This is a genomic window from Qipengyuania gaetbuli, from assembly GCF_009827315.1.
Lineage (GTDB): Bacteria > Pseudomonadota > Alphaproteobacteria > Sphingomonadales > Sphingomonadaceae > Qipengyuania > Qipengyuania gaetbuli.
In genome coordinates, this window is record NZ_WTYF01000003.1 from 310,484 (window position 1) to 330,369 (window position 19,886).

Here is a 19,886-nt window from a genome sequence, read left to right on the forward strand (position 1 = left end):
CGTGAAGCTGTAGCAGACTACCTGCATAACGGGGTTTGCGGGGAGACAGCTTCATGGAAGCGGCAACGGACGCGCCGATTGCACCGGTCAGGGTGGCCAGGAACCTGAGATTTTCGGATCTCGTTGCGGCCCTGAATGCCGGGTTCGCGGACTTCATCGCTTGCCCGCAATACGGGCTCTTTTTCGCCTCCATCTATGTAGGCGCGGGCCTGTTCCTCGCCGTGGCCCTGTTCCAGTGGGGCGAACCCCTGTGGCTCATTCCCGCCTTTGCCGGATTTCCGCTCGTGGCGCCTTTCACCGCAGTCGGCCTCTACGAGGTCAGCCGCAGGCGCGAGGCGGGCGAGCCGGTGAAATGGGGCGCCGTACTTGGCGCGATAAGGGGCAAGGGCGATGAACAGCTTATCATGATGGGCGGTATCGTCTTCGTGGCCTTCAGCTTCTGGATGATCATCGCCCACGGCATCTTCGCGATTTTCATGGCGGAATCGGGCGTCGGGGAATCGCTTGAGGCGTTCACGACGCCTGTCGGCATGGCGATGCTGGCGGTCGGCACGCTGGTCGGCGCGATACTGGCGCTGGCATTCTACGCGGTGACGGTGATGAGCCTGCCGATGCTGGTGGACCGGGAAGTCGATTTCCTGACGGCGATCATCACCAGCCTTGCCGCGTTCCGGTCGAACCGGCCGATGCTGGTTATCTGGGCGGCGATCATCGCCATTGCGCTGATGGCTGCGATGATCCCGGCATTCCTAGGCCTCTTGGTCCTGCTGCCCGTTTTCGGGCACGCGACCTGGCACCTCTACCGCCGCACCGTGCGCGACGCGGATTAGTTCGTCAGCGCGCGGGCCAGTTCGACGAATTCCGCGACCGACAGCGTTTCTGCCCGTCGCTGGGGATCGATGCCGATCGTCTCGAGCGCCTCGACCGCGCCCGACACGCCCTTGAGGCTCTGGCGCAGCATCTTGCGACGTTGGCCGAAGGCAGCTTCCGTCAGCCGTTCGAGCACGCGGGCGGAGACACCCTCGGGCATGGTGCCGGGCACCACATGGACGATCGCGCTCATCACCTTGGGCGGCGGGGTAAAGGCGCTGCGGTGCACTTTCATCGCCATCTTCGCCTCCGCGCGCCACTGCGCGAGCACGGCAAGGCGACCGTAAGCCGAACCGCCGGCCTGCGCGACGATACGCTGGGCCACTTCCTGCTGGAACATCAGCGTCAGGCTGGTCCAGAGCGGCGGCCATTCCTCGCCGCCGAGCCAGCGCACGAACAGCGCGGTGCCGACATTGTAGGGCAGGTTCGACAGGACCGCGAAGGGTTCGCCGCCCATCAGCGCCGCATGGTCGATTTTCAGCGCGTCGCCTTCGATGACGCGGAGCTGGCCGGGGAATGCCTCGCCCAGTTCGGCCAGTGCGGGGAGGCACCGGCGGTCCATCTCGATGGCAGTAACGCGCGCACCCGCTCTCAGCAGGGCGCGGGTCAGGCCTCCGGGGCCGGGACCGACTTCGAGGACCTGCTTGCCGGAGAGGTCGCCGGGGATGGCGGCAATCCGGTCGAGCAATTGCTCGTCGAACAGGAAGTTCTGGCCCAGCGCCTTCGACGCGGAAAGGCCGTGACGCGCGATGACTTCGCGCAAGGGGGGCAGGTCAGCCATGCGCTGCGCGCCTGCGTGCCATGTCGCCCGCCATGCGAAGCGCCGCGATCATCGCGCCCGGATCGGCCAGTCCCTTTCCCGCGATGTCGAAGGCGGTGCCATGGTCGGGGCTCGTGCGCACAATCGGCAGGCCGAGCGTCACATTGACGCCCTCGTCGAAATCGAGCGCCTTGAGCGGGATGAGCGCCTGGTCGTGATACATGGCAAGAGCTGCGTCATAGGACTTGCGCGCGCGGGGCGTGAACAGCGCGTCACCGGGGTGCGGCCCGGTCACTTCGAGCCCTTCGGCACGCAGGCGGGCGACGGCAGGCGCGATGATGCGCTGCTCCTCGTCGCCGAAGCGCCCGTCCTCTCCAGCATGAGGGTTGAGGCCGCAGACCGCCAGCCTCGGATTCTCGATGCCGAAATCGCGTTTGAGATCAGCGCGGACGATGCGGGCGCGGTGGCAGATGAGGTCCTCGCTCAGCCGATCCGGCACTTCGGACAGCGCGCAATGGACTGTCAGCGGCACGGCACGCAGGCTGGGGCCGGCCAGCATCATCACCGCATCACGCTGGTCGAGCCCGCAGGCGGCGGCAAGATATTCCGTCTGGCCCGGATGGTCGAAACCCACACGGGCCAGTTCGCTCTTGGCGATCGGTGCGGTGACGACTGCGCCTGCCTCGCCGCGCAGAGCCAGCCCGGTCGCCTGCTCCAGCGAATGCAGGGCAAGGCGCGCGCCGCCTTCGTCAGGCTGGCCTGCGCGAAAAGGCGCATCCTCCAGCCCGAGCACAGGCAGCGCGCGGTCGAATACCTGCGCCGCATATTCCGGCCTCGCGATCCGCTCTACCGGCACCGAAAGGCCGCGTGAATGCGCTGCGGCACCAAGAACGCCAGCGCCGCCTGTAACGAAGAAAGGCGCAAGTCCTTCTGCCCGGCGGTTAGACCAGGCTGCGGCGATGATTTCCGGCCCGATCCCCGCAGGGTCGCCCAAGGATACGGCGAGGGGGAGCGGGGCGGGCGTCAATTATATTCGATATAGGCGTCGTTGCGCAGGTCGCGCAGGTAACGCTGCGCGGCGCGGTTGATACGCTCGTCCTCGATCTGCTGCATCAGCGTGTCGAAGTCCGGACCTGCCTGCACTTCGGGATCGTCCCGGCCGCACAGCATAAGCACGCGCACGCCATCCTTCGCATCGCCGAAGGGCGGGGTCATTTCGCCGATGTTGAGGTTGAGGATCAGCTGCTGGAGCTGCTCGGGAAGCGCGCGGGCACGCAGCTGGTCGTTGTCGACCACGCTGGCACCGATTGAATCCGCGATCTCGTTCGCGCTGCCGCAACCGCGCATGGTTTCGAGGCCCTGCAGGAAGCCCTGCAGCTTGGCTTCGTTCTGCGCCTGGGTCGCGTTCGGGTCGAACTGGATCTGGATCTGCTTCAGGCTCAGCATCGCATCGCGCGGATCGGCGGTAAGCACCTGGCGCTTCTCGATCAGGTAGAGGATCGAATAGCCGCCCGGAATGGCGATCGGGCCGACCAGCTGGCCGGGCTGCATTTCCCGCGCGACGGCTTCGAGCTGTGCGTTCTTGAGCTGCGGCAGGCGGATCCAGCCAAGGTCGCCGCCAACGGCAGCGGTGGACGCTTCGGAGAACTGGCGCGCATAGGCGACGAAGCTGCCGCCCTGGCGCAGCTGTTCCACGATCTTCATCGCGTTGGCTTCGACTGCGGCCTGGTTCTCAGGCGTTGCCGAGAGGTAGATTTCGCCAAGGCGGTATTCCTCGGTGCCCTTCGAGGCTTCGAGGCGCTGCATCAGCTCGTTCACTTCTTCGGCCGACACGTTCACGAAGAAAGCGACCTTTTGTCGCAGCAGGCGCTGCCAGGCGAGTTCGCCGTGGATCTGGCGCTTGAGCGAGGCCGGTGCCGAGCCGATGGAGCGCAGGTAGCTGTCCATTTCCGCGAGCGGGCGTTCGTTCTGCGCGGCGAGACGGGCGTAGGTCTGGTCGATTTCCGCCTGCTCGATCTTGATGTCCTCGGCTTCGGCAGCCTGGATCTGCAGGGTTTCATCGATGAGGTTGCGCAGGACCTGTGCGCGCACGCGCTGCATTTCTTCGGGCGACATCTCGCCGCGGCTCGCATCGACGAGCAGCGCCACGCGCTGGTCGAGATCGGTGCCGGTGATGACGTGGCCGTTCACCACCGCGGTCGCCTTGCGGACGTTCGGGTCGGGATTGGTCAGCATGGTGACCTGCTGCGGCAGGTCGAGCGTGTTCGCGGTCACGCTGGCTTGCGCAAACAGTCCTGCCGGGCTGGCAGCGAAGGCAAGTGCGGCGGCGACCGGTGCGGCAGCGCCGCAATATTTGGCAAGCAGTTTTGCGTTCACGCGTCTCAAATCCAGTTGCGGCGCGGCCAGCGCGCCCGGGTAGTTCCGGCCTTTGCCGCACAGCGGCTTAACCGTAGCTGATTGGTGGGCGCGGATAGCGCGTTTGCTCCGCGCTGCCAACCACGCCCGGCCAAGCGATCACCGCCTATCTGAAGCCGAGGTTCTTGAGGCTGAAATAGAGCTGGAAGGTATCGCCGCGTTCTGCGTCGCCGGCTGACACGTAATCGCGCCGCCACGTCAGGCCCATTTCGAGGCAATCGTCCTGGTAGGCAACGCCCAGGCGCGTTCGGATCGGCTGGAATCCGTCGCTCGACAGTGTCGGGTCCTCGTCGCGATTGGTGAGGTTGAACACGCCCGATCCGAAGACGGACCAGTAATTGGCGATCGAAACGCGAGCAGCCGCGCGCAATTCCTCGCGGTCCTGGAGATCTTCCACCGTCGTGATGTCGCGGTTGAGGCGCAGATAGCCGACTTCCATGTAGGTCTTGCTCGACCCGACCGTGGCATCGAGTTCGTTGCGGCGCACAGCGAGGTTGTCCTTGTCGAGCCGGAACCGGTGGGTGAACTTCACGAAATCGCGGAAACGCAGTTCCGTGCGGCCCACGATGTCGCTGACACGTTCGGACAGGCCCGTGCCGTCGGGAAAAATCTCGCGGTCGGCGTCGAGGCGGTAGGACTGGCCGAGGGTCGTCTTGATCTCCCAGCCAGGGCGGCGCAGCTCCCAGTCGAAGCCATAGGTCACGCGCGCGCCGTCCTCGACCCGGTCGTATCCGGGGAAGCGGTTGAGCGCGAAGAGGTTCGAATCTTCGAGGTCGATCGCGCGCGCATCCTCGTTCGGGATGGCAAGGTTGCGGATCGGGGGCGTGGCGACCAACTGGACGCGGGGAGTGAAGACCTGCGTTCCGCCGAACAGTTCGCCGACGAACGGCCATTGCACGTCGATCGCGCCAAGTGCGACGCCGCGTGCCTGCCAGCCCGTATCCCCGCGATAGGAGACTGTCTGGGTCAGGTCGTTCTGGTCGGAATGGTAGACATCGCCGCGCAGCATGCCGGTGACCGTCACCACCTGACCCATGCCGGTGACTCGCCGCAGGTCCCATTGCGCCTTGGCAAAGGCGCGCTGCGTATCCTGTCCGATGTCGCGCGTGATGGCGAGCGTATTGGCCTGCAGCAGGACATTGCCGCCCAGCACCGGATCATCGAGCTTGAGCCGGTAATCGAGCACGGGAAGGGCGATGGGCACCTGCCCCTGGTCCTGGTTCAGCCGCAGCGTCTGCGTGGCCCAGCCGGCCAGCGAGAAATAGGAATTGCGGTCGATCCGCTCCAGTTCGACCATGGACCGCAAGCGGTCGTCGCGGCTGATGTCGTAGCGGCGCAGGAAGGTCCGGTCGCTGGCGAGCCGGATCGAACTCGTCAGGCTCCATTCCGGGGTGAACTGGAAAGTCCCGTTGGCAAAGACGTAGCCACGCGCTTCGCTGTCGAAGGATTCATTGCTTCCGGCAGCGGTCAGGCGGCGGCTGTGCGTGGCATAGCCGGTGATCTGGTAGGCACCCTTGTCGGTCAGGTGGCGCCATTGCGCGGAAACCATGGGCGGCGCTTCGGTGAAGACATAGCCCGAAACCGTCAGGTCCTTGTTGTCGTCGAAGCGGATGTAATAGCTGCCCGAAACCTCGACGCCGTTGCTTTCCGAAATCCGCAGGTCGGGCACCAGGAAACCGCTGACTGCTCCGCCATCGGTGCGGATGGCAAGGCCCGGAAGCGGCAGCAGCCGGGCACCGAACAGCTCGAGGTAGGCGCCCCTGAACCGGACTTGCGAATCGGCGGGGTCATAAATCACCCGCTCGGCAGTGATGCGCCAGCTGGGCTCTTTCGGGCAGCCGTCCGGCGATACCACTGCGCAGGCGCTATAGGCGGCCTGCTCGAGCGAGATGGTACCGTCGGTCTCGCCAATCCCGCGATTGGCGGCAAGCCGGCCGCCCTGGCGCAGGGCCAGGAGCAGGTTCTCCAGCGCGCCGGCTTCGAACTCGTCGGTCAACTCGACCTGGTCGGCGAAAAGCTGGTTGCCGTTGTCGTCGACGAAGCGGACGTTGCCGGACGCGACGATGACGCCGGTGCGCCTGCTCCAGCTGACGCTGTCCGCGCGCACCGATCGCTCGCCCGAACGAAGCACCACATTGCCTTCGGCCGTGACGATTTCCGCGTCGGCATCATAGCTGAGGATATCGGACGCAAAGGCGATCTGCCGTTCGCCCGCCTCGTTGAATTCGGGGCCGGGAGGCGGATCGAGCTCGCTGGCCGGATCGAGCAGATCTACCTCGCGGCCGAGCGGCGGCGGCAGGTCGCTCGGCGCTTCGCCCTGCGGCTCCTCGATGGTGCCGGTTCCGGTCGCTGCTCCGTCCTGCGCAGCCAGCGGCGCTGCTGCCATGAGCGCAAGAAGGCCCGCACCTGTCCCCAGGGCGTGCAAAAGGGCAGGGCGCGAAGTCCGGGGGTGCTGGCGCATGGCTTGCCTATCGCACCGCCCACGCCTAATCGCAATCGCCATCCTTGGCGGCCCGGCAGCGAGCGAAAGGGCCGCTTCAGACAGAATTCCGGGAGTTTCCATGCACATCCAGTTCAGCCAGACCCTACCGCAAGCGGCGCGCCTCATTGCGCATGTCGTCGACAAGGGCAAGCTTCCCTCGTCGCTGCCTGCCGCAATGCGTGCCGGCGCGGACGCCGCGCGGTTCAAGGGCAATACCGGCCAGACCTTCGATGGTTTCATCGAAACCGCAGACGGCGCTGCACGGCTGGCGCTGGCCGGTTCGGGCGAGGCATCGGACGATGCACGTCTCGCCAACCTCGAAAAAGCGGGTGCTGCTCTTGCGGCGAAATACCAGTGCAGCGGCGACGAGGAACTGGTGCTCGACGTGACCGAGAACCGCCTCTCGGCCGAAGAAGTCGGCCATGTCCTGCTGGGCCTGCGCCTGCGCAACTGGCGCTACGACATCTACCGCACGAAAATGAAGGACGACCAGAAGGTCACTCTGAAGAAGGTGACCGTCGTCGGCGCACCCGACGATGCCGACACAGCGTGGAACGAGCTGACGGCGCTTGCCGAAGGCGTCGAGTTCACGCGCGAGTTGGTGACCGAACCGGCCAACATCATCTACCCAGAAACCTTCGTCGAACGTTGCAAGCAGCGCTTCGCGGGCACCGGCGCGGAACTGATCGTGCTCGACGAAAAGCAGATGGAAGAGCTCGGCATGGGTTCGCTGCTCGGCGTCGGCCAGGGCTCGGTACGCGAATCGCGCATCCTCGCCATCCGCTGGAACGGCGGCGAGCCGGGCGAGCGCCCGGTGGCTTTTGTCGGCAAGGGCGTGACCTTCGACACCGGCGGTATCTCGATCAAGCCGGGGCCGGGCATGGAAGACATGAAGTGGGACATGGGCGGTGCCGGCGCGGTTGCGGGCGGCATGCTCGCCCTCGTCAAACGCAAGGCCAAGGCCAATGTCGTAGGCGTCATGGGTCTCGTCGAGAACATGCCCGACGGCAATGCGCAGCGCCCGGGCGACGTCGTCACCTCGATGAGCGGACAGACCATCGAAGTGCTCAACACCGATGCCGAAGGCCGCCTGGTGCTAGCCGACGCGCTGCACTGGACGCAGCAGGAATTCGAGCCGAGCCGCATCGTCGATTTCGCCACGCTGACTGGCGCAATCATCATCTCGCTCGGCAATGAATATGCCGGCCTCTTCTCGAATGACGACAGCCTTGCCAAGGACCTCATCGAGGCGGGCGAGGCGACCGGCGACACCATGTGGCGGATGCCGCTGGGCAAGGCCTATGACAAGCTGATCGACAGCCCGATCGCCGACATGAAGAACATCGGCGGCAAGGGTGCAGGCTCGATCACCGCGGCGCAGTTCCTGCAGCGCTTCATCGCCGACGACACGCCCTGGGCGCACATCGACATCGCCGGCAAGGCATGGTCGGACAAGCCGGGCCGGACCTGGGGCAAGGGCGCAACGGGTTACGGCGTGCGCCTGATCGACCGGCTGGTTTCGGAAACCGTCGAAGGCTGATCGAAAGGGCGATCCCATTCCCAAGATGCGCCGAAAGGGAGACCTGCCGACCAAGGTCTGCGAGGCCTGCGGGCTCCTTTTCGCCTGGCGCAAGAAATGGGAACGGGACTGGGACAATGTCCGGTACTGTTCGGAACGGTGCCGACGCAGCAAGGGCAAGGCCAGCGCATGACCCGGGTGGATTTCTACCAGCTCAGCCGTGATCCCGTCGACGTGACGGTGGTCAAATTGGCGGGCAAGGTCATGCAGGCCGGTGAACGGCTGCTGGTAGTCGCCGCGGATCCCGCGCTGCGCGAAAGGCTGGGTAACGCCTTGTGGGCGAAGGGCGGCGGCACTTTCTTCGCCAATGGCCCGGCCGATGCGCCCCATGCCGCGCGCCAGCCGATCCTCGTGTCCGACGGCTGTGCGGCGCCGAACGAAGCCTCCATCGCGATCCTCGCCGACGGTGTCTGGCGGGAAGAGGCGAGTGCTTTTTCGCGCGTCATGCTGCTGTTCGACGAGGCCGCGACAGAAGCGGCGCGCAATCTCTGGCGCGACCTTGCCCCGCGCGAGGATATCGACAACCGGATCTTCAAGCAGACCCCCGAAGGCGGCTGGCGCGAGGGGCGCTGAGGCGCGCAGGAACACAAGCGCCTCCCGCCCGTCATCAGGTGTATGGGGCGTTTCCTGATACCTGCGACAATCGTTGCCATGCTGATCTCCGCTTGTGAGAGCAGGGATAGTGCTCCGCGCGCAGAGGAAGACCCTTCCGCTGTGGCGGATGCCAGCGGAAGCTACACGGTCGACCGCAAGACGGGCGAGGTCCGCGCCACGCACACCGATGCCGAGGGAGTGACCACGACCCTTGCTTCAGGCGAAAGGGTCGATCCGGGACTTCCTGCACCCTTCACACTACCGCGCGGTGCGACGGTCATTCGCGCAACCCGCGTCGAGCAGGGCAAGGGCAGGCTGGTCACGGTCGAATTCACCAGCGACATGGGAGTGGCGGAACTGGCGGACTTCTACCGTAAACTCGCGAAGTCGAGTGGTTTCGATCTCACGTCCGACTTTCCCGGAGAGTCAGGCGCAATCCTCGCCGGACGCAAAACGGCAGGCGCAATGACGTTTACGCTCCAGGCCAAGCCGCAGGATTCGGGGACCGATGCGCAGATCACCGTCGGGCAGGGCATCGGCTAACAAGCTTGCCCGCGCGCCCTCCCGGCGCTAGGGGCGCGCGCGAGAACTCTCTCCCCCATAAAAGACACTTCGCAAGGAACACACATCATGGCGGTTACCCGCACCTTTTCGATCATCAAGCCCGATGCCACCCGCCGCAACCTGACCGGCGCGGTCACCAAGATGCTGGAAGACGCCGGCCTGCGCGTCGTTGCTTCCAAGCGCATCCACATGACCCGCGAACAGGCCGAAGGCTTCTACGCGGTCCACAAGGAACGCCCCTTCTTCGGTGAACTGGTCGACTTCATGATTTCGGGTCCGGTCGTCGTGCAGGTCCTCGAAGGCGAAGACGCCGTGAAGCGCAACCGCGACGTGATGGGCGCCACCAACCCGGCCGATGCCGACGAAGGTACCATCCGCAAAACCTATGCCGAATCGATCGAAGCGAACTCGGTCCACGGTTCGGACAGCGACGAAAACGCCAAGATCGAAATCGACTTCTTCTTCAATGAAGACGAAATCGTCGGCTAACATTTGTTGGCTTTCGGGGAGATCATCCTCGGGGACTCTGACGAGTTAGGTAACGGGCGCATCCTCTGGTAGGATTGCGCCCGTTATGGTTCCCGCGATTCTCCCCTCTACCCGGGAGCGCAGGCGTCACGTGCGCGCTGTGCAAAGCTTTCGGGATGCCCTCAACCGGCGAGACATGGATGCCGTGCGCAACCATGTGGCGCCGGATATCGTGGTGTGCGACCAGTCAGGACACCGGATCGAGGGGCGGGAGCGGTACCTCGCCATGCAGGATTCATTTCTGAAAGCGGCGGGGTATCCGACCATCATTCTGGACTCGGTCGAACCCAATCGGGACGAGGTCCTTGTACGGGGTCATGTCGAGGGCGGGGATCAGCGCGTGAACGGCACCATCATGTGGCGCGTCAGCTTCGAAGGGCAGTCCATTTCTCAGATCGAGATCACGCGGAATGCCGACGGTATCAGCCTGCCGCGTTTCGCATCGGTATTCCGGAAGAGGGAAGAGCGGGTGACCAGCTTCGCCTGACGGCTGATAGTGACCCTATCGGGCGTCGTCGCCATCCCGAGCTGCCATCCACCGCTTTACGAGAAAACGCAGCGCGTGCGCGCCGGCGAACGCACCCGCGACGACTAGCACGGCCTGCAGCGGGTTCACTTCTTCCTCGAAACCGGCATCGCCCTTGACCGCGATCATCACCAGCGCAGCTGCGGCGAGAATGAAGAAGAGGTAGGGGGTAATACGCTGCATCAGAAATCCTCTGCCGCGTTGATCAGCTTCGCCAGCCGCGCAGGGGCTACGCTGCGCCAGCTGCGTTCGAGCCATTCGGCAACGTGGTCCCAGTCGATACCCGGCCGGTTGAGGATCACCCCTATCCAGCCGCTCGCACCGTAATAGGCCGGTTTGAAATAGGCATGGGGCTGGGCTTCGACGAGATCGAGCAGTTCATCCATGCTGCCCGTTTTCACCAGCAGCGCGATGTGTTCGGAGCCGTGGTGCTGGTCGTTGAAATAGGCGAAATACTTGCCCGACTTCTCGCTGCCCGCACGCCAGCCGGGCGAACCATGGCTTTCGCGCTCGTGTGCCTCGGGCAAGGAGAGTGCGAGGGCGCGGACCTTTTCCAGAAGATAACCAGGATCGCTTCCGCGCGAGACGTAATCGGACAGGACGCGCGGGTAGAGCTGGTGCTCGGCGAAGCGGACCCGTTCCGCGAGGCTGTCCGCCGTCTCGCCAGCACGTATCGCGACGGGCAGGCTGCCCAGCACTTCGCCTGCGTCGAGTTCCTCGGTCACCAGATGGACCGACACGCCGCCATGGCTGTCACCGGCCTCGATCGCGCGCGCATGGGTGTCGAGACCGGGATATTTCGGGAGCAGCGAAGGGTGGATGTTCAGCATCCGTCCTTGCCAGCGGGACACGAATTCGGGGCTGAGTATCCGCATGTATCCGGCGAGAACGATATATTGCGCCCCGGCTTCCTTGGCAGCCGCTTCCATCGCGGCATCATGGTCTGCACGGGTCCTGCCCTTGTGCGAAAGGGCAAAAGTCGGCACGCCCTCGGCCGAGGCAAGCGTAAGCCCTTCCGCATCGGGATCATTGGCCGCGACGAGGCAGACCTCGTAGGTACTGTCCGGCAGCAGGCTAGCATAGAGCAACGCGGCCATGTTGCTGCCGCGCCCTGAGATGAAAATCGCGACCTTCGCCTTGTCAGCCAAGGTGCAGGGCCTCCCAGTCGGACTTGCCGGACCAGGTGCCCTGCGACCCGCGCACGGTGCAGCCCTTCTGGCCTTCGACGATGCGGCCAACCGCGAACACAGTCTCGCCGGCCTCTTCGAGGCGCGAGCGGACGATTTCGACATTGGCCGGATCAACCGCCAGCACCATTCCGACGCCGCAGTTGAAAGTGCGCGCCATTTCGGCCGGCTCTATATTCCCCTGTGCTTGCAGGAAAGCCATCAGCCCGGGCTGTTTCCAGCCGTCGGCATCGACTTCGGCGTGGGCACCTGCGGGCAGGACGCGCGGGATATTTTCCAGCAGGCCGCCACCGGTGATGTGCGCCATCGCGTCGACTAGCCCGTCGCGCACGATCGGAAGCAGTGTCTTCACGTAGATTCGGGTCGGCTCGAGCAGTGTCTCGGCCAGCAAGCGGTCCTGGTCGAACAGGGCAGGGCGGTCGAGCTTCCAGCCTTTGTCGGCCGCAAGGCGGCGAACCAGCGAGAAGCCGTTCGAATGGACACCCGAACTGGCGAGCCCGAGCAAGATGTGGCCGGGTGCCACGCGCTCGCCCGTCAGCTGTTCGCCGCGTTCCACCGCGCCGACGCAAAAACCGGCAAGGTCGTAGTCACCTGCCGCGTACATCCCCGGCATTTCGGCGGTCTCGCCGCCGATCAGCGCGCAGCCGGCCTGTTTGCAGCCTTCGGCGATGCCCGCGATGACGCGTTCGGCAATGCCGTTCTCCAGCTTGCCGGTGGCGAAATAGTCGAGGAAGAACAGCGGCTCTGCACCCTGCACGATCAAATCGTTCACGCACATTGCGACGAGATCGATGCCGACCGTGTCATGCCCGTTCGTATCGATCGCCAGCTTCAGCTTGGTGCCCACACCGTCATTGCCGGCAACCAGCAAGGGATCCTTGTACCCGGCCGCCTTGGGGTCGAAAAAACCCCCGAACCCGCCGATTTCGCCGTCTGCGCCGGGGCGCATTGTCGACTTCACCAAGGGGCCGATCGCCTTGACGAGCGCATTGCCCGCATCGATCGAAACGCCGGCTTGTTCGTAGGTATAGGACTGGTTGTCGCTGCTCATGTTTGCCCCCTTGCGCATTCGCGCTTGGATTTCCAGAAGCGATTGGGCAAAAGGCGCGCTGTTTTCCCCATGCGGCACCTTTTTTCCCTTTCCCGACCCAAGCGCCTCGCGCTCGTTGCATCCGGCCTGGCCATGGCTGGCGGTGCCGGCTGGCTTGCGCTCGCCCAAGTGGGCGGCGAGCGCGGTATCGCGCCGATCGCTGCTTCCAGCGACATAGAGGTTCTTGGCATCGAGGTCGATGTGAAGGCCGATACGGGCCTCGAAGCGCGCGACAAGGCATGGGTGGAGGCGCAGGTGAAGGCCTGGGAAAAGATCGACGGGCCCAAGCTACCGGATTCGGAAATCGCCAGCCTCGTCTCCGCCATCGTGGTTCAGCGTGAACGCCTTGGCCCCAAGCGCTACATTGCGACGCTGGGCGTGGTCTTCGACCGAGCTCGGGCTTCGCGTTACCTCGGTACGGAGGGGCAGGCCCAGCGCAGTGCGCCGATGCTGCTGCTGCCGGTCACCATGTCCGGCGGCACGGCCATGGTCTACGAGCAGCGCAATCCTTGGCAGCGCGCCTGGGCCGAGTACCAGGCCGGGGCGAGCCGTATAAACTACGTCCGTCCCGCCGGTGCAGGCGGCGATTCGCTGCTGCTGACCTATGGCCAGACCGGCCGCCGCAGCCGCGTGTGGTGGCGTGATATCCTCGACGATTTCGGGGCGGCCGACGTGCTGATCCCGATCGCGGACCTTCATTACACCTTCCCCGGCGGGCCGGTGGAAGGGCGCTTCACGGCGCGGCACGGCCCGGACAGCGAATTCCTCGCTTCGTTCGAACTGCGCGCGGACAGTCCCGAACAGCTACCCCAGATGCTTGCGCAGGCGGTTACGCGCTTCGATGCAATCTTTGCCCGCGCGCTGGCCGACGGCACGCTGAAGCCCGACCCGACGCTCAATATCGGCATGGGCGACCTCGATCCGCGCATCGCGCGTCTCGTCGAACTCGGCCGCCGCCTGAAGGCGCAGGATGCCGTAGCCGAGCAGCGAAGCGAGGTTCCGACTGAAGAAAGCGATGGCACCATCACCGCCGCGCCGATCAACACGCCCCCGCCGGAAGGGTCCGTTGCACTCTACACCGTGCAGGTGGTCACACCCGACGCGCCTTCGTTCGACGATGCCATGGCGGGTATCCGCGGAGGCAACGGGGTTCGCGCCATCGGCGTGCGCAGCACCGCTATCGGCGGCACCACCGTCCTCACTGTCAGCTACGCCGGATCGATCGGCCAGCTGGCGCAGGCCCTTCGCGACCGCGGTTTCACGGTCCGACAGGGGAGCAACGCGCTGCTAATCAGCCGTTGATGGACCGGGTTTTCGCATGGCCCAGTCGCAAATCGCCCTTCCGCTCCTGCACCCCCGTTCCGGTGAGCCCGAACGCATAGTGATCGGTGCCGGCAATCGTTCGGTTGCCGAGGCACTTGCTAGGGCGGAGGACTGGCCCTTCCGCACTGCCGTGCTTGCCGGGCCGCCACGGTCGGGCAAGTCGCTCTTCGCCCGCTGGTTCGCCTCGCACACCGGCGGCGGGGCAATCGACGATGCGCAGGGCCGCGACGAGACCGAGATATTCCACGCCTGGAACCGCGCACAGGAGGACGGTTACCCCCTGCTGCTGACGGTGGGAGAGGGCGGTTGGGACATTGCCCTGCCGGACCTGCGCAGCCGCATGGGCGCTGCCCTGCAGCTCGAGATCGGTCCGCCCGACGATGAAATGGCCGCCGAACTCATCCTCAGCCAGGCTGCCCAGCGCGGCCTCTCGCTGGGCGAGGGTGCACCTGCCTATCTCGTCCCGCGCATGGAGCGGTCTTACGCGGCAATCGAGCGGATCGTGGCCGAGATCGATCGTCTGAGCCTTGAACGGATGGCGCCCGCCACCATGTCGATATGGCGCGATGCGCTGGAAGCCGTGCAAGGCCCCGAGCAGGGCCGCTTGCTTTAAACCGCCCTTGGTGGGAGAATTACCCCGATGCTGGAACGGCTGATTGCCTATCTCGATAGCGTGAAAGCGCGCGATCCCGCACCGCGGAGCCGGTGGGAAGTCCTGCTGTATCCCGGCGTCTGGGCGCTGGCCTATCACCGCGTCGCGCATTGGCTGTTCGAGGCGGAGCTATTCTTCCTGGCGCGACTGGTGAACCATTTCAGCCGGATGGTGACGGGGATCGATATCCATCCCGGCGCCAAGATCGGCCGCAATTTCTTCATCGATCACGGTTTCTCCGTTATCGGCGAGACGGCCCATATCGGGGACGATGTGACGATCTATCAGTGCGTCACGCTGGGCGGCACCAACCCGGCCAACGGCAAGGGCGGCAAGCGCCACCCGACCATTTCCGATGGCGTCATCATCGGCTCTGGCGCGCAGGTCATCGGCCCGATTACCGTAGGCCGGCGTGCCCGCATCGGCGCGAATGCCGTGGTGACGGATGATGTGCCCGAAGGCGCCACGATGATCGGCCTCAAGGCCCGCAGTACGCTGGTCCCGGCAGAGGACTGGCTGAAGGAATTCATCCCCTACGGCACGCCCTGCGACGATCCATGCGCCGAAACCAGCGGTCCGGCGCGCGATTGCCTCGAGAAGCTGGAAGCCGAACTCAAGACCCTGCGCGAGGAAGTCGCAGCCCTGCGCGCCGAGCGTGAACCTGCACAGCGGAGCGGGACGGACGATTGATGAATTTCCTCGGTGACAAGGTCGTCGCCTTTCCCGGTCGCAAGCCGCTGCAAGTGGGGTTCACCCGCGAGGAACTGACCCGCATCCTCGACCTCTATGGCCGCATGGTCGCAGCCGGCCAGTGGCGCGATTATGCGATGGATTTCAATCGCGACATGGCGAGTTTCGCAGCCTTTCGCAGGACCGCCGAACGCCCGCAGGCGCGCATCGAGAAACGGCCTGCCCTGCGCGCCAAGCAGGGCATGTGGACGCTCTATGGCGAGCACGGACAGATCCTGAAGCGCGGCCACGAGTTGGCAGGCGTCATGGCCCCGGTCGAACGGCGGCTCATGAAAGCGGTCGACGACTAGGGACGCCCAGCCGCTTCCATCACCTGCGATAGAGAAACGCCGTTGTGATGATCGAAGGGAAGATCAGGCCCTTGAGATAGGAAAGCGGATGACGCCCGACGGTGAAATCGGCGGTGATCGGTCCGAAATGGGCCCAGTAATGCGTTGCGATCAGGCATCCAATGCTCAGCCACATCATCCAGAGAGCGAAGCGCTTCCCGAGCAAGACGATGGACAGGCTGACGATGATCGCTGCCCGCAACACGCCTTGTATGCCATTGTAGAACGGGCCGCTGGCCGGATCGTGCGAGTTGCTGAAATCGGCCAGCATCGTGGTGTGATAGAAAATCAGCAGGCCGGCGAGCACGAGTATCACGAGACTCTGGAAGAGGCGAAGTGGGCCTTCCCTTGCGGCCGACAGGATGTGCATTCGCTTTCCCTCCACTCTTGAAAAAAGGCCCGCGTCGAAACGCGGGCCTTCTCTTGTCCAGTACCGGGCCGGTCAGGCCGTGGCAGGCAGCCTTGTCTTGAGGTCGGCCGGCAGGCCTTTCACCACGGCGCGGCGGATCGGGGTCCACAGTGCCGAGAGAGTAAGCAGCGCCGAACCGATGACAAGGGCCGTAAGCGCGAAGTTCAGCTCCACCGCGCCGAACTCCCTGAACAGGAAGGTCAGGGCGATCAGCACGTAGGCGAGAGCCGAGACGAGCAGCGCACGGCGGTCGACGGCAAGGGCGACGAGGCCGAAGCCGATATAGACCATCAGCACCAGCACGGCGGCAAGGGCGCCGATATTCTCGCCCTCGGTGACGCCGATCAGGGCGAAGATCGGGTGGGCGATCATCGGTGCGGCAAGCAGGTGAAGCCAGAAGGCTACATCACTGCGGCGCGTCTCGCGGGTGGGATCGCTCATGTCCCAGCGCATGGCGAAGCCGAAGATGACGAGGCCGACCGCAAACACGAGGCCGAGGATGATGTTTTCGATATTCGCCGTGTCCGGACCGATCGCCGCGACGATCAGCGCGATGGCTGTACCGGCCAGTGCGGCGGTACCTGCAGCAATGGTGATCGGCACCATGAACCGTTTCCAGTGCAGCCAGGCCGCACCGGCGGTGAGCAGGCCGGAACCGGCGAGCAGCAGCATGCCGAGCGTATCGTTGGGCGCCACATCGTTCAGCGTAGCGATGATCAGGCCGACGAAGGTGAGGAATGTACCCATCACGAAGGCGAGCAGCAGGATGATGCTGGGCAGCGCCATCCGGCGCTTGGCGGTGAAGAATTCGGCCAGCATCCAGGCCGTGCCGGCAACCAGCGCCGCCGAAACGGGTGAAGGGCCGTCATTGCTCGACCAGATGGCGTCGCCGATGGCCGCCATGGCAACCAGCATGATTACGACGCCGATGCTGACGAAGATGTCGTTGAAGCCGGTGATGAGGCGGAAATGTTCCGCATCTGCCGGCACTGCGTCGCGGCTGGATGCGACATGGGCGCGCAGGGCATCTGCCGCGTCCTTGCTGATGGCACCCGCAGCGACGGCGGAGTTCAAGTCTTCCTGGCTATACATAAGCCGTTCTCCCCGTTGAGAATGGCAGAGGTATAGCTATGGTGTATTAATACGTCAATACGCCTCGATTTTCAGGTTCCGATAATGGTGACCGTGGGCCGCGCCGGCGCGGCATCCGCGAGGGCGCTTGTATCGACCTGCGGCAGGTATTCGGCCTGCGCAGCGGTGATGGAGCGGGTCAACCTGCCGAAAAGCCACGCCGATCCCAGCAACAGGACCAGAGCGAATGCGATGATCGTGAACTCCATCCATATCGGCGTCATGATGACGAGATTGGTCCCCACGTCGAGCGCGAATTTCACGATCATGGCGCTGAAGATGAGCATGCCGACCATCATCGCGGTCCACCATGCAGTGACGTCCTCGACCGGGCTGTGGGCGAAGTCTTCCTCTTCCCCGTGACTGCGGTTGTGCAGTTCGCGCATCGATTCAAACGGCAGGGACAGGTTGGCGACCGGGATGAGATAGGCCGCAGTGGCAAGCGCAGGACTGTATTTGCTCTTGATTCCGACCTGCGCCAGATTGCTGTTGGCGCGAAACACCCAGAACAGCGCTGCGCCGACGAATACCAGTCCTGACAGGAGCAATACGATAAGGCTGATCAACCCGGGCGCGTCGGGCTTCATCGAATCCTCGGACGGCATGAAACGCCCCTGGATGAAAAAGGCACTGCTCGAGCGGTTGTATTGCTGATCGATCGCGCGTTGCTGAAGCTGGTAGCCGTAATAGGTGTTCTGCCGGCTCAGCTCCTCGATTTCGGCGATCCGCTCGTATTCCTGCTTCACCGCGATCCCACCCAGGACGAGCTGTGCGACGCCTGCCAGCAGGACGACGATGGCGCTGATGCGCACCACCAGCGACGAGGTGCGCAGCGCGCGCAGTCCGTTCTCGAGATTCATGCGACCCCCCAAAGAAAAACCCCGCGCCGTTCTGCAACGGCGCGGGGTTTCCCGCAATATAGGACTTCGCGATTATCCGCGGGCCGAGGACGGTCCCGTTCCGGTGACCTTCTGCATGGCGGTCAGGATTGCACCCGACTGCTCGCTGCCCGACTGGGGTGCCTTGAGGTTCGAGAACTCGCTGATCTTGTCCCAGTTGGCGGCAAAACCTTCAACCGTACGCTCGCCTTCGGGCAGCCAGACGGCGTCGTTCATGACGGTCCAGGCCGAGTGATAGCCGCCGGCACCTGCGCCGACGATGGCATTGGTCGGCGCGTCCTCGCTGACGAGGAAGAGCGCGGCCGGAACGACGTTCACCGGGTCGAAGAGCTTGAAGGCTTCTTCGGGGAAGAGGTCTTCGGTCATGCGCGTGCCGGCGACCGGCGACAGCGTGTTGACGCGGACATTGTACTTCGCGCCTTCGAGAGCCAGCGTCTTGGTCAGGCCGGCAAGGCCGAGCTTCGCCGCGCCGTAGTTGGCCTGGCCGAAGTTACCGAACAGGCCGGTCGACGATGCGGTCATCATGATGCGGCCATAGGCCTGCTCGCGCATGGTTTCCCAGCATGCCTTGGTGACGAAGGCCGAACCGGTCAGGTGGACCTTGAGGACGAACTCGAAATCTTCCGGGCTCATCTTGGCGAAAGTCTTGTCGCGCAAGACGCCGGCATTGTTGATGAGGACGTGCACGCCGCCCCACTTCTGCTTGGCATCGGCGACCATCTTTTCCATCTGGTCGTATTCGGTGACCGAGCCACCGTTCGACATGGCTTCGCCGCCCATCTTCTCGATTTCCTCGACGACCTGGAGGGCCATGTCGGAGTGGCCGGTGCCGTCACGCGAGCCGCCGAGGTCGTTGACGACGACCTTCGCGCCGCGGCGCGCCAGTTCGAGAGCGTATTCGCGGCCGAGCCCGCCGCCCGCACCGGTGACGATGGCTACCTTGTCCTTGAAGTCGATGGTCATGGGGCTGCTCCTGCTTTGTCGTTTACGTAAAGGTCAATTGCCGCGCGGATTGGCACTTTTGCACCCGTGTTGCAACCGTATGCGCGGTGATCCGCCATGCCGTAAGGGCAGGGCGAAGGCCGGGCGGTGCCCTACAGCGTTTCGAGGGCGGAAATGAGGCCCGCCAGCGATTCGATGACCGCGTCTGCTCCCAGTTCGTGGGGAGGCTTGTCGCAATAGCCATAGGCGGCGGCGACCACCGGAACCTGCGCTGCGCGGGCCGCCCTCACATCGTAGGAACTGTCGCCAATGAAGGCGAGGCGACCGCCGCCGCAGCGCGCGCGGGCCTCGATCACGGAATCCGGCTCGGGCTTTGCACGGCCCTTGCCCATGGTGTCCCCGCCGATGATCGTTTCGAATCGATGGGCCAGGTCGAGAGTCGTCAGGATCTGGCGAGCGAAGCTTTCGAACTTGTTCGTCACCACAGCCATCTTCACTCCGCGCTCGGCCAGCGCATCGAGCGTTTCCACCGCGTGCGGATAGGGTCGGGTGTGGACTGCATTGTTCTCAGAATAGTAGCCGAGCATTTCCTTGTAGAGCCGGCGGAACTCGTCTTCCGGCAGCCCGCCCTGCTGGTCCACGGCGCGGGCCAGCATGATCTTCGCGCCGCCACCGATGAGGTCGCTCGCATGGTCGGCAGGGACCGGATCGAAACCGCCCAGCGCCAGCGCGTGATTGACCGCCGCGCCCAGGTCGCGGTGCGTTTCGAGGAGAGTTCCGTCGAGGTCGAAGCCGACGGCGGCAAAGGGGAAGTCGCTCATGCGGGGGAGGGGTGGCGGATGGTTCTTCAATCCGC

23 protein-coding genes are annotated in these 19,886 nt (G+C 64.6%); 11 read left to right on the forward strand and 12 right to left on the reverse strand.

Annotated elements, in window-relative coordinates; genetic code table 11:
* Nucleotides 1–53: 53 nt before the first annotated feature.
* On the forward strand, nucleotides 54–830 hold the full coding sequence (locus tag GRI42_RS01675; RefSeq protein WP_160606328.1) for a DUF2189 domain-containing protein: 777 nt from the start codon (nucleotides 54–56) through the stop codon (nucleotides 828–830).
* Here the strand turns inward: GRI42_RS01675 and rsmA are convergent.
* The 4 genes from rsmA to GRI42_RS01695 all read right to left on the reverse strand — a co-directional run bounded on the left by rsmA (nucleotide 827) and on the right by GRI42_RS01695 (nucleotide 6,431).
* On the reverse strand, nucleotides 827–1,651 hold the full coding sequence (gene rsmA / locus GRI42_RS01680) for a 16S rRNA (adenine(1518)-N(6)/adenine(1519)-N(6))-dimethyltransferase RsmA (RefSeq protein ID WP_160606329.1): 825 nt from the start codon (nucleotides 1,649–1,651) through the stop codon (nucleotides 827–829). The two genes, GRI42_RS01675 and rsmA, sit on opposite strands and share 4 nt — an antisense overlap.
* A complete protein-coding gene (gene pdxA / locus GRI42_RS01685; protein WP_407692148.1) occupies nucleotides 1,644–2,624 on the reverse strand; it encodes a 4-hydroxythreonine-4-phosphate dehydrogenase PdxA in 981 nt (326 codons plus the stop codon). Before pdxA ends, rsmA begins: the two co-directional genes overlap by 8 nt.
* 29 nt (nucleotides 2,625–2,653) lie before the next feature.
* Complete coding sequence (locus GRI42_RS01690) at nucleotides 2,654–4,006, reverse strand: peptidylprolyl isomerase (protein WP_160606331.1); 1,353 nt, start codon at nucleotides 4,004–4,006, stop codon at nucleotides 2,654–2,656.
* Nucleotides 4,007–4,151: 145 nt separating this feature from the next.
* A complete protein-coding gene (locus tag GRI42_RS01695; RefSeq protein WP_234033759.1) occupies nucleotides 4,152–6,431 on the reverse strand; it encodes an LPS-assembly protein LptD in 2,280 nt (759 codons plus the stop codon).
* A gap of 175 nt (nucleotides 6,432–6,606) precedes the next feature.
* On the opposite strand from GRI42_RS01695, the gene GRI42_RS01700 reads away from it, so the two are divergent.
* From GRI42_RS01700 to GRI42_RS01725, 6 genes are all read left to right on the forward strand, one after another.
* The gene (locus GRI42_RS01700; protein ID WP_160606333.1) at nucleotides 6,607–8,067 is read left to right on the forward strand and encodes a leucyl aminopeptidase; all 1,461 of its coding nucleotides are present in this window, start codon (nucleotides 6,607–6,609) and stop codon (nucleotides 8,065–8,067) included.
* Nucleotides 8,068–8,092: 25 nt separating this feature from the next.
* Complete coding sequence (locus GRI42_RS01705; protein WP_160606334.1) at nucleotides 8,093–8,239, forward strand: DUF2256 domain-containing protein; 147 nt, start codon at nucleotides 8,093–8,095, stop codon at nucleotides 8,237–8,239.
* On the forward strand, nucleotides 8,236–8,679 hold the full coding sequence (locus tag GRI42_RS01710) for a DNA polymerase III subunit chi (RefSeq protein WP_160606335.1): 444 nt from the start codon (nucleotides 8,236–8,238) through the stop codon (nucleotides 8,677–8,679). Before GRI42_RS01705 ends, GRI42_RS01710 begins: the two co-directional genes overlap by 4 nt.
* A gap of 78 nt (nucleotides 8,680–8,757) precedes the next feature.
* On the forward strand, nucleotides 8,758–9,243 hold the full coding sequence (locus GRI42_RS01715) for a hypothetical protein (protein ID WP_234033760.1): 486 nt from the start codon (nucleotides 8,758–8,760) through the stop codon (nucleotides 9,241–9,243).
* Between the two features lie 87 nt (nucleotides 9,244–9,330).
* Entirely contained in the window at nucleotides 9,331–9,753 is a 423-nt protein-coding gene (gene ndk / locus GRI42_RS01720) for a nucleoside-diphosphate kinase (RefSeq protein ID WP_160606337.1), read from the forward strand.
* A gap of 85 nt (nucleotides 9,754–9,838) precedes the next feature.
* Nucleotides 9,839–10,279 (forward strand): nuclear transport factor 2 family protein, encoded by a 441-nt coding sequence (locus GRI42_RS01725; RefSeq protein WP_267904346.1) that lies wholly within the window; start codon nucleotides 9,839–9,841, stop codon nucleotides 10,277–10,279.
* Nucleotides 10,280–10,294: 15 nt separating this feature from the next.
* Here the strand turns inward: GRI42_RS01725 and GRI42_RS01730 are convergent, their stop codons facing one another.
* Genes GRI42_RS01730 through purM form a run of 3 tightly spaced genes read right to left on the reverse strand, consistent with a single transcriptional unit; the run spans nucleotide 10,295 to nucleotide 12,556 of the window.
* Nucleotides 10,295–10,501, reverse strand: coding sequence for a hypothetical protein (locus GRI42_RS01730; protein ID WP_160606339.1), 207 nt, complete (start codon nucleotides 10,499–10,501; stop codon nucleotides 10,295–10,297).
* Nucleotides 10,501–11,466: a phosphoribosylglycinamide formyltransferase gene (purN, locus tag GRI42_RS01735; protein WP_160606340.1), complete on the reverse strand. Its 966-nt coding sequence runs from the start codon at nucleotides 11,464–11,466 to the stop codon at nucleotides 10,501–10,503. Before purN ends, GRI42_RS01730 begins: the two co-directional genes overlap by 1 nt.
* The gene (gene purM / locus GRI42_RS01740) at nucleotides 11,459–12,556 is read right to left on the reverse strand and encodes a phosphoribosylformylglycinamidine cyclo-ligase (protein ID WP_160606341.1); all 1,098 of its coding nucleotides are present in this window, start codon (nucleotides 12,554–12,556) and stop codon (nucleotides 11,459–11,461) included. Before purM ends, purN begins: the two co-directional genes overlap by 8 nt.
* 132 nt (nucleotides 12,557–12,688) lie before the next feature.
* Here purM and GRI42_RS01745 point away from each other — a divergent pair, with 132 nt between their 5' ends.
* The 4 genes from GRI42_RS01745 to GRI42_RS01760 are packed head-to-tail and all read left to right on the forward strand — an operon-like array spanning nucleotide 12,689 to nucleotide 15,610.
* Nucleotides 12,689–13,897: a heavy-metal-associated domain-containing protein gene (locus GRI42_RS01745; protein WP_226700402.1), complete on the forward strand. Its 1,209-nt coding sequence runs from the start codon at nucleotides 12,689–12,691 to the stop codon at nucleotides 13,895–13,897.
* 16 nt (nucleotides 13,898–13,913) lie between these two features.
* Nucleotides 13,914–14,531, forward strand: coding sequence for a P-loop NTPase family protein (locus tag GRI42_RS01750; protein ID WP_160606343.1), 618 nt, complete (start codon nucleotides 13,914–13,916; stop codon nucleotides 14,529–14,531).
* A gap of 27 nt (nucleotides 14,532–14,558) precedes the next feature.
* Entirely contained in the window at nucleotides 14,559–15,260 is a 702-nt protein-coding gene (epsC, locus tag GRI42_RS01755; RefSeq protein ID WP_160606344.1) for a serine O-acetyltransferase EpsC, read from the forward strand.
* Nucleotides 15,260–15,610, forward strand: coding sequence for a DUF2794 domain-containing protein (locus GRI42_RS01760; RefSeq protein ID WP_160606345.1), 351 nt, complete (start codon nucleotides 15,260–15,262; stop codon nucleotides 15,608–15,610). The genes epsC and GRI42_RS01760 overlap by 1 nt, the downstream gene beginning before the upstream one ends.
* Nucleotides 15,611–15,629: 19 nt before the next feature.
* Here GRI42_RS01760 and GRI42_RS01765 read toward each other — a convergent pair whose 3' ends face one another.
* From GRI42_RS01765 to GRI42_RS01785, 5 genes are all read right to left on the reverse strand, one after another.
* Nucleotides 15,630–16,019, reverse strand: coding sequence for a hypothetical protein (locus GRI42_RS01765; protein ID WP_160606346.1), 390 nt, complete (start codon nucleotides 16,017–16,019; stop codon nucleotides 15,630–15,632).
* A gap of 72 nt (nucleotides 16,020–16,091) precedes the next feature.
* Nucleotides 16,092–17,150: a hypothetical protein gene (locus tag GRI42_RS01770; protein ID WP_160606347.1), complete on the reverse strand. Its 1,059-nt coding sequence runs from the start codon at nucleotides 17,148–17,150 to the stop codon at nucleotides 16,092–16,094.
* Between the two features lie 71 nt (nucleotides 17,151–17,221).
* Nucleotides 17,222–18,049 carry a DUF4328 domain-containing protein gene (locus GRI42_RS01775; RefSeq protein ID WP_160606348.1) on the reverse strand — a complete coding sequence of 276 codons (828 nt, stop codon included), beginning with the start codon at nucleotides 18,047–18,049 and terminating at the stop codon, nucleotides 17,222–17,224.
* A 72-nt stretch (nucleotides 18,050–18,121) separates the two neighbouring features.
* A complete protein-coding gene (locus GRI42_RS01780; protein ID WP_160606349.1) occupies nucleotides 18,122–19,051 on the reverse strand; it encodes an SDR family NAD(P)-dependent oxidoreductase in 930 nt (309 codons plus the stop codon).
* Between the two features lie 131 nt (nucleotides 19,052–19,182).
* Nucleotides 19,183–19,851, reverse strand: a complete 669-nt coding sequence (locus GRI42_RS01785) for an HAD-IA family hydrolase (RefSeq protein ID WP_160606350.1) — start codon at nucleotides 19,849–19,851, stop codon at nucleotides 19,183–19,185.
* Between the last annotated feature and the right edge of the window lie 35 nt (nucleotides 19,852–19,886).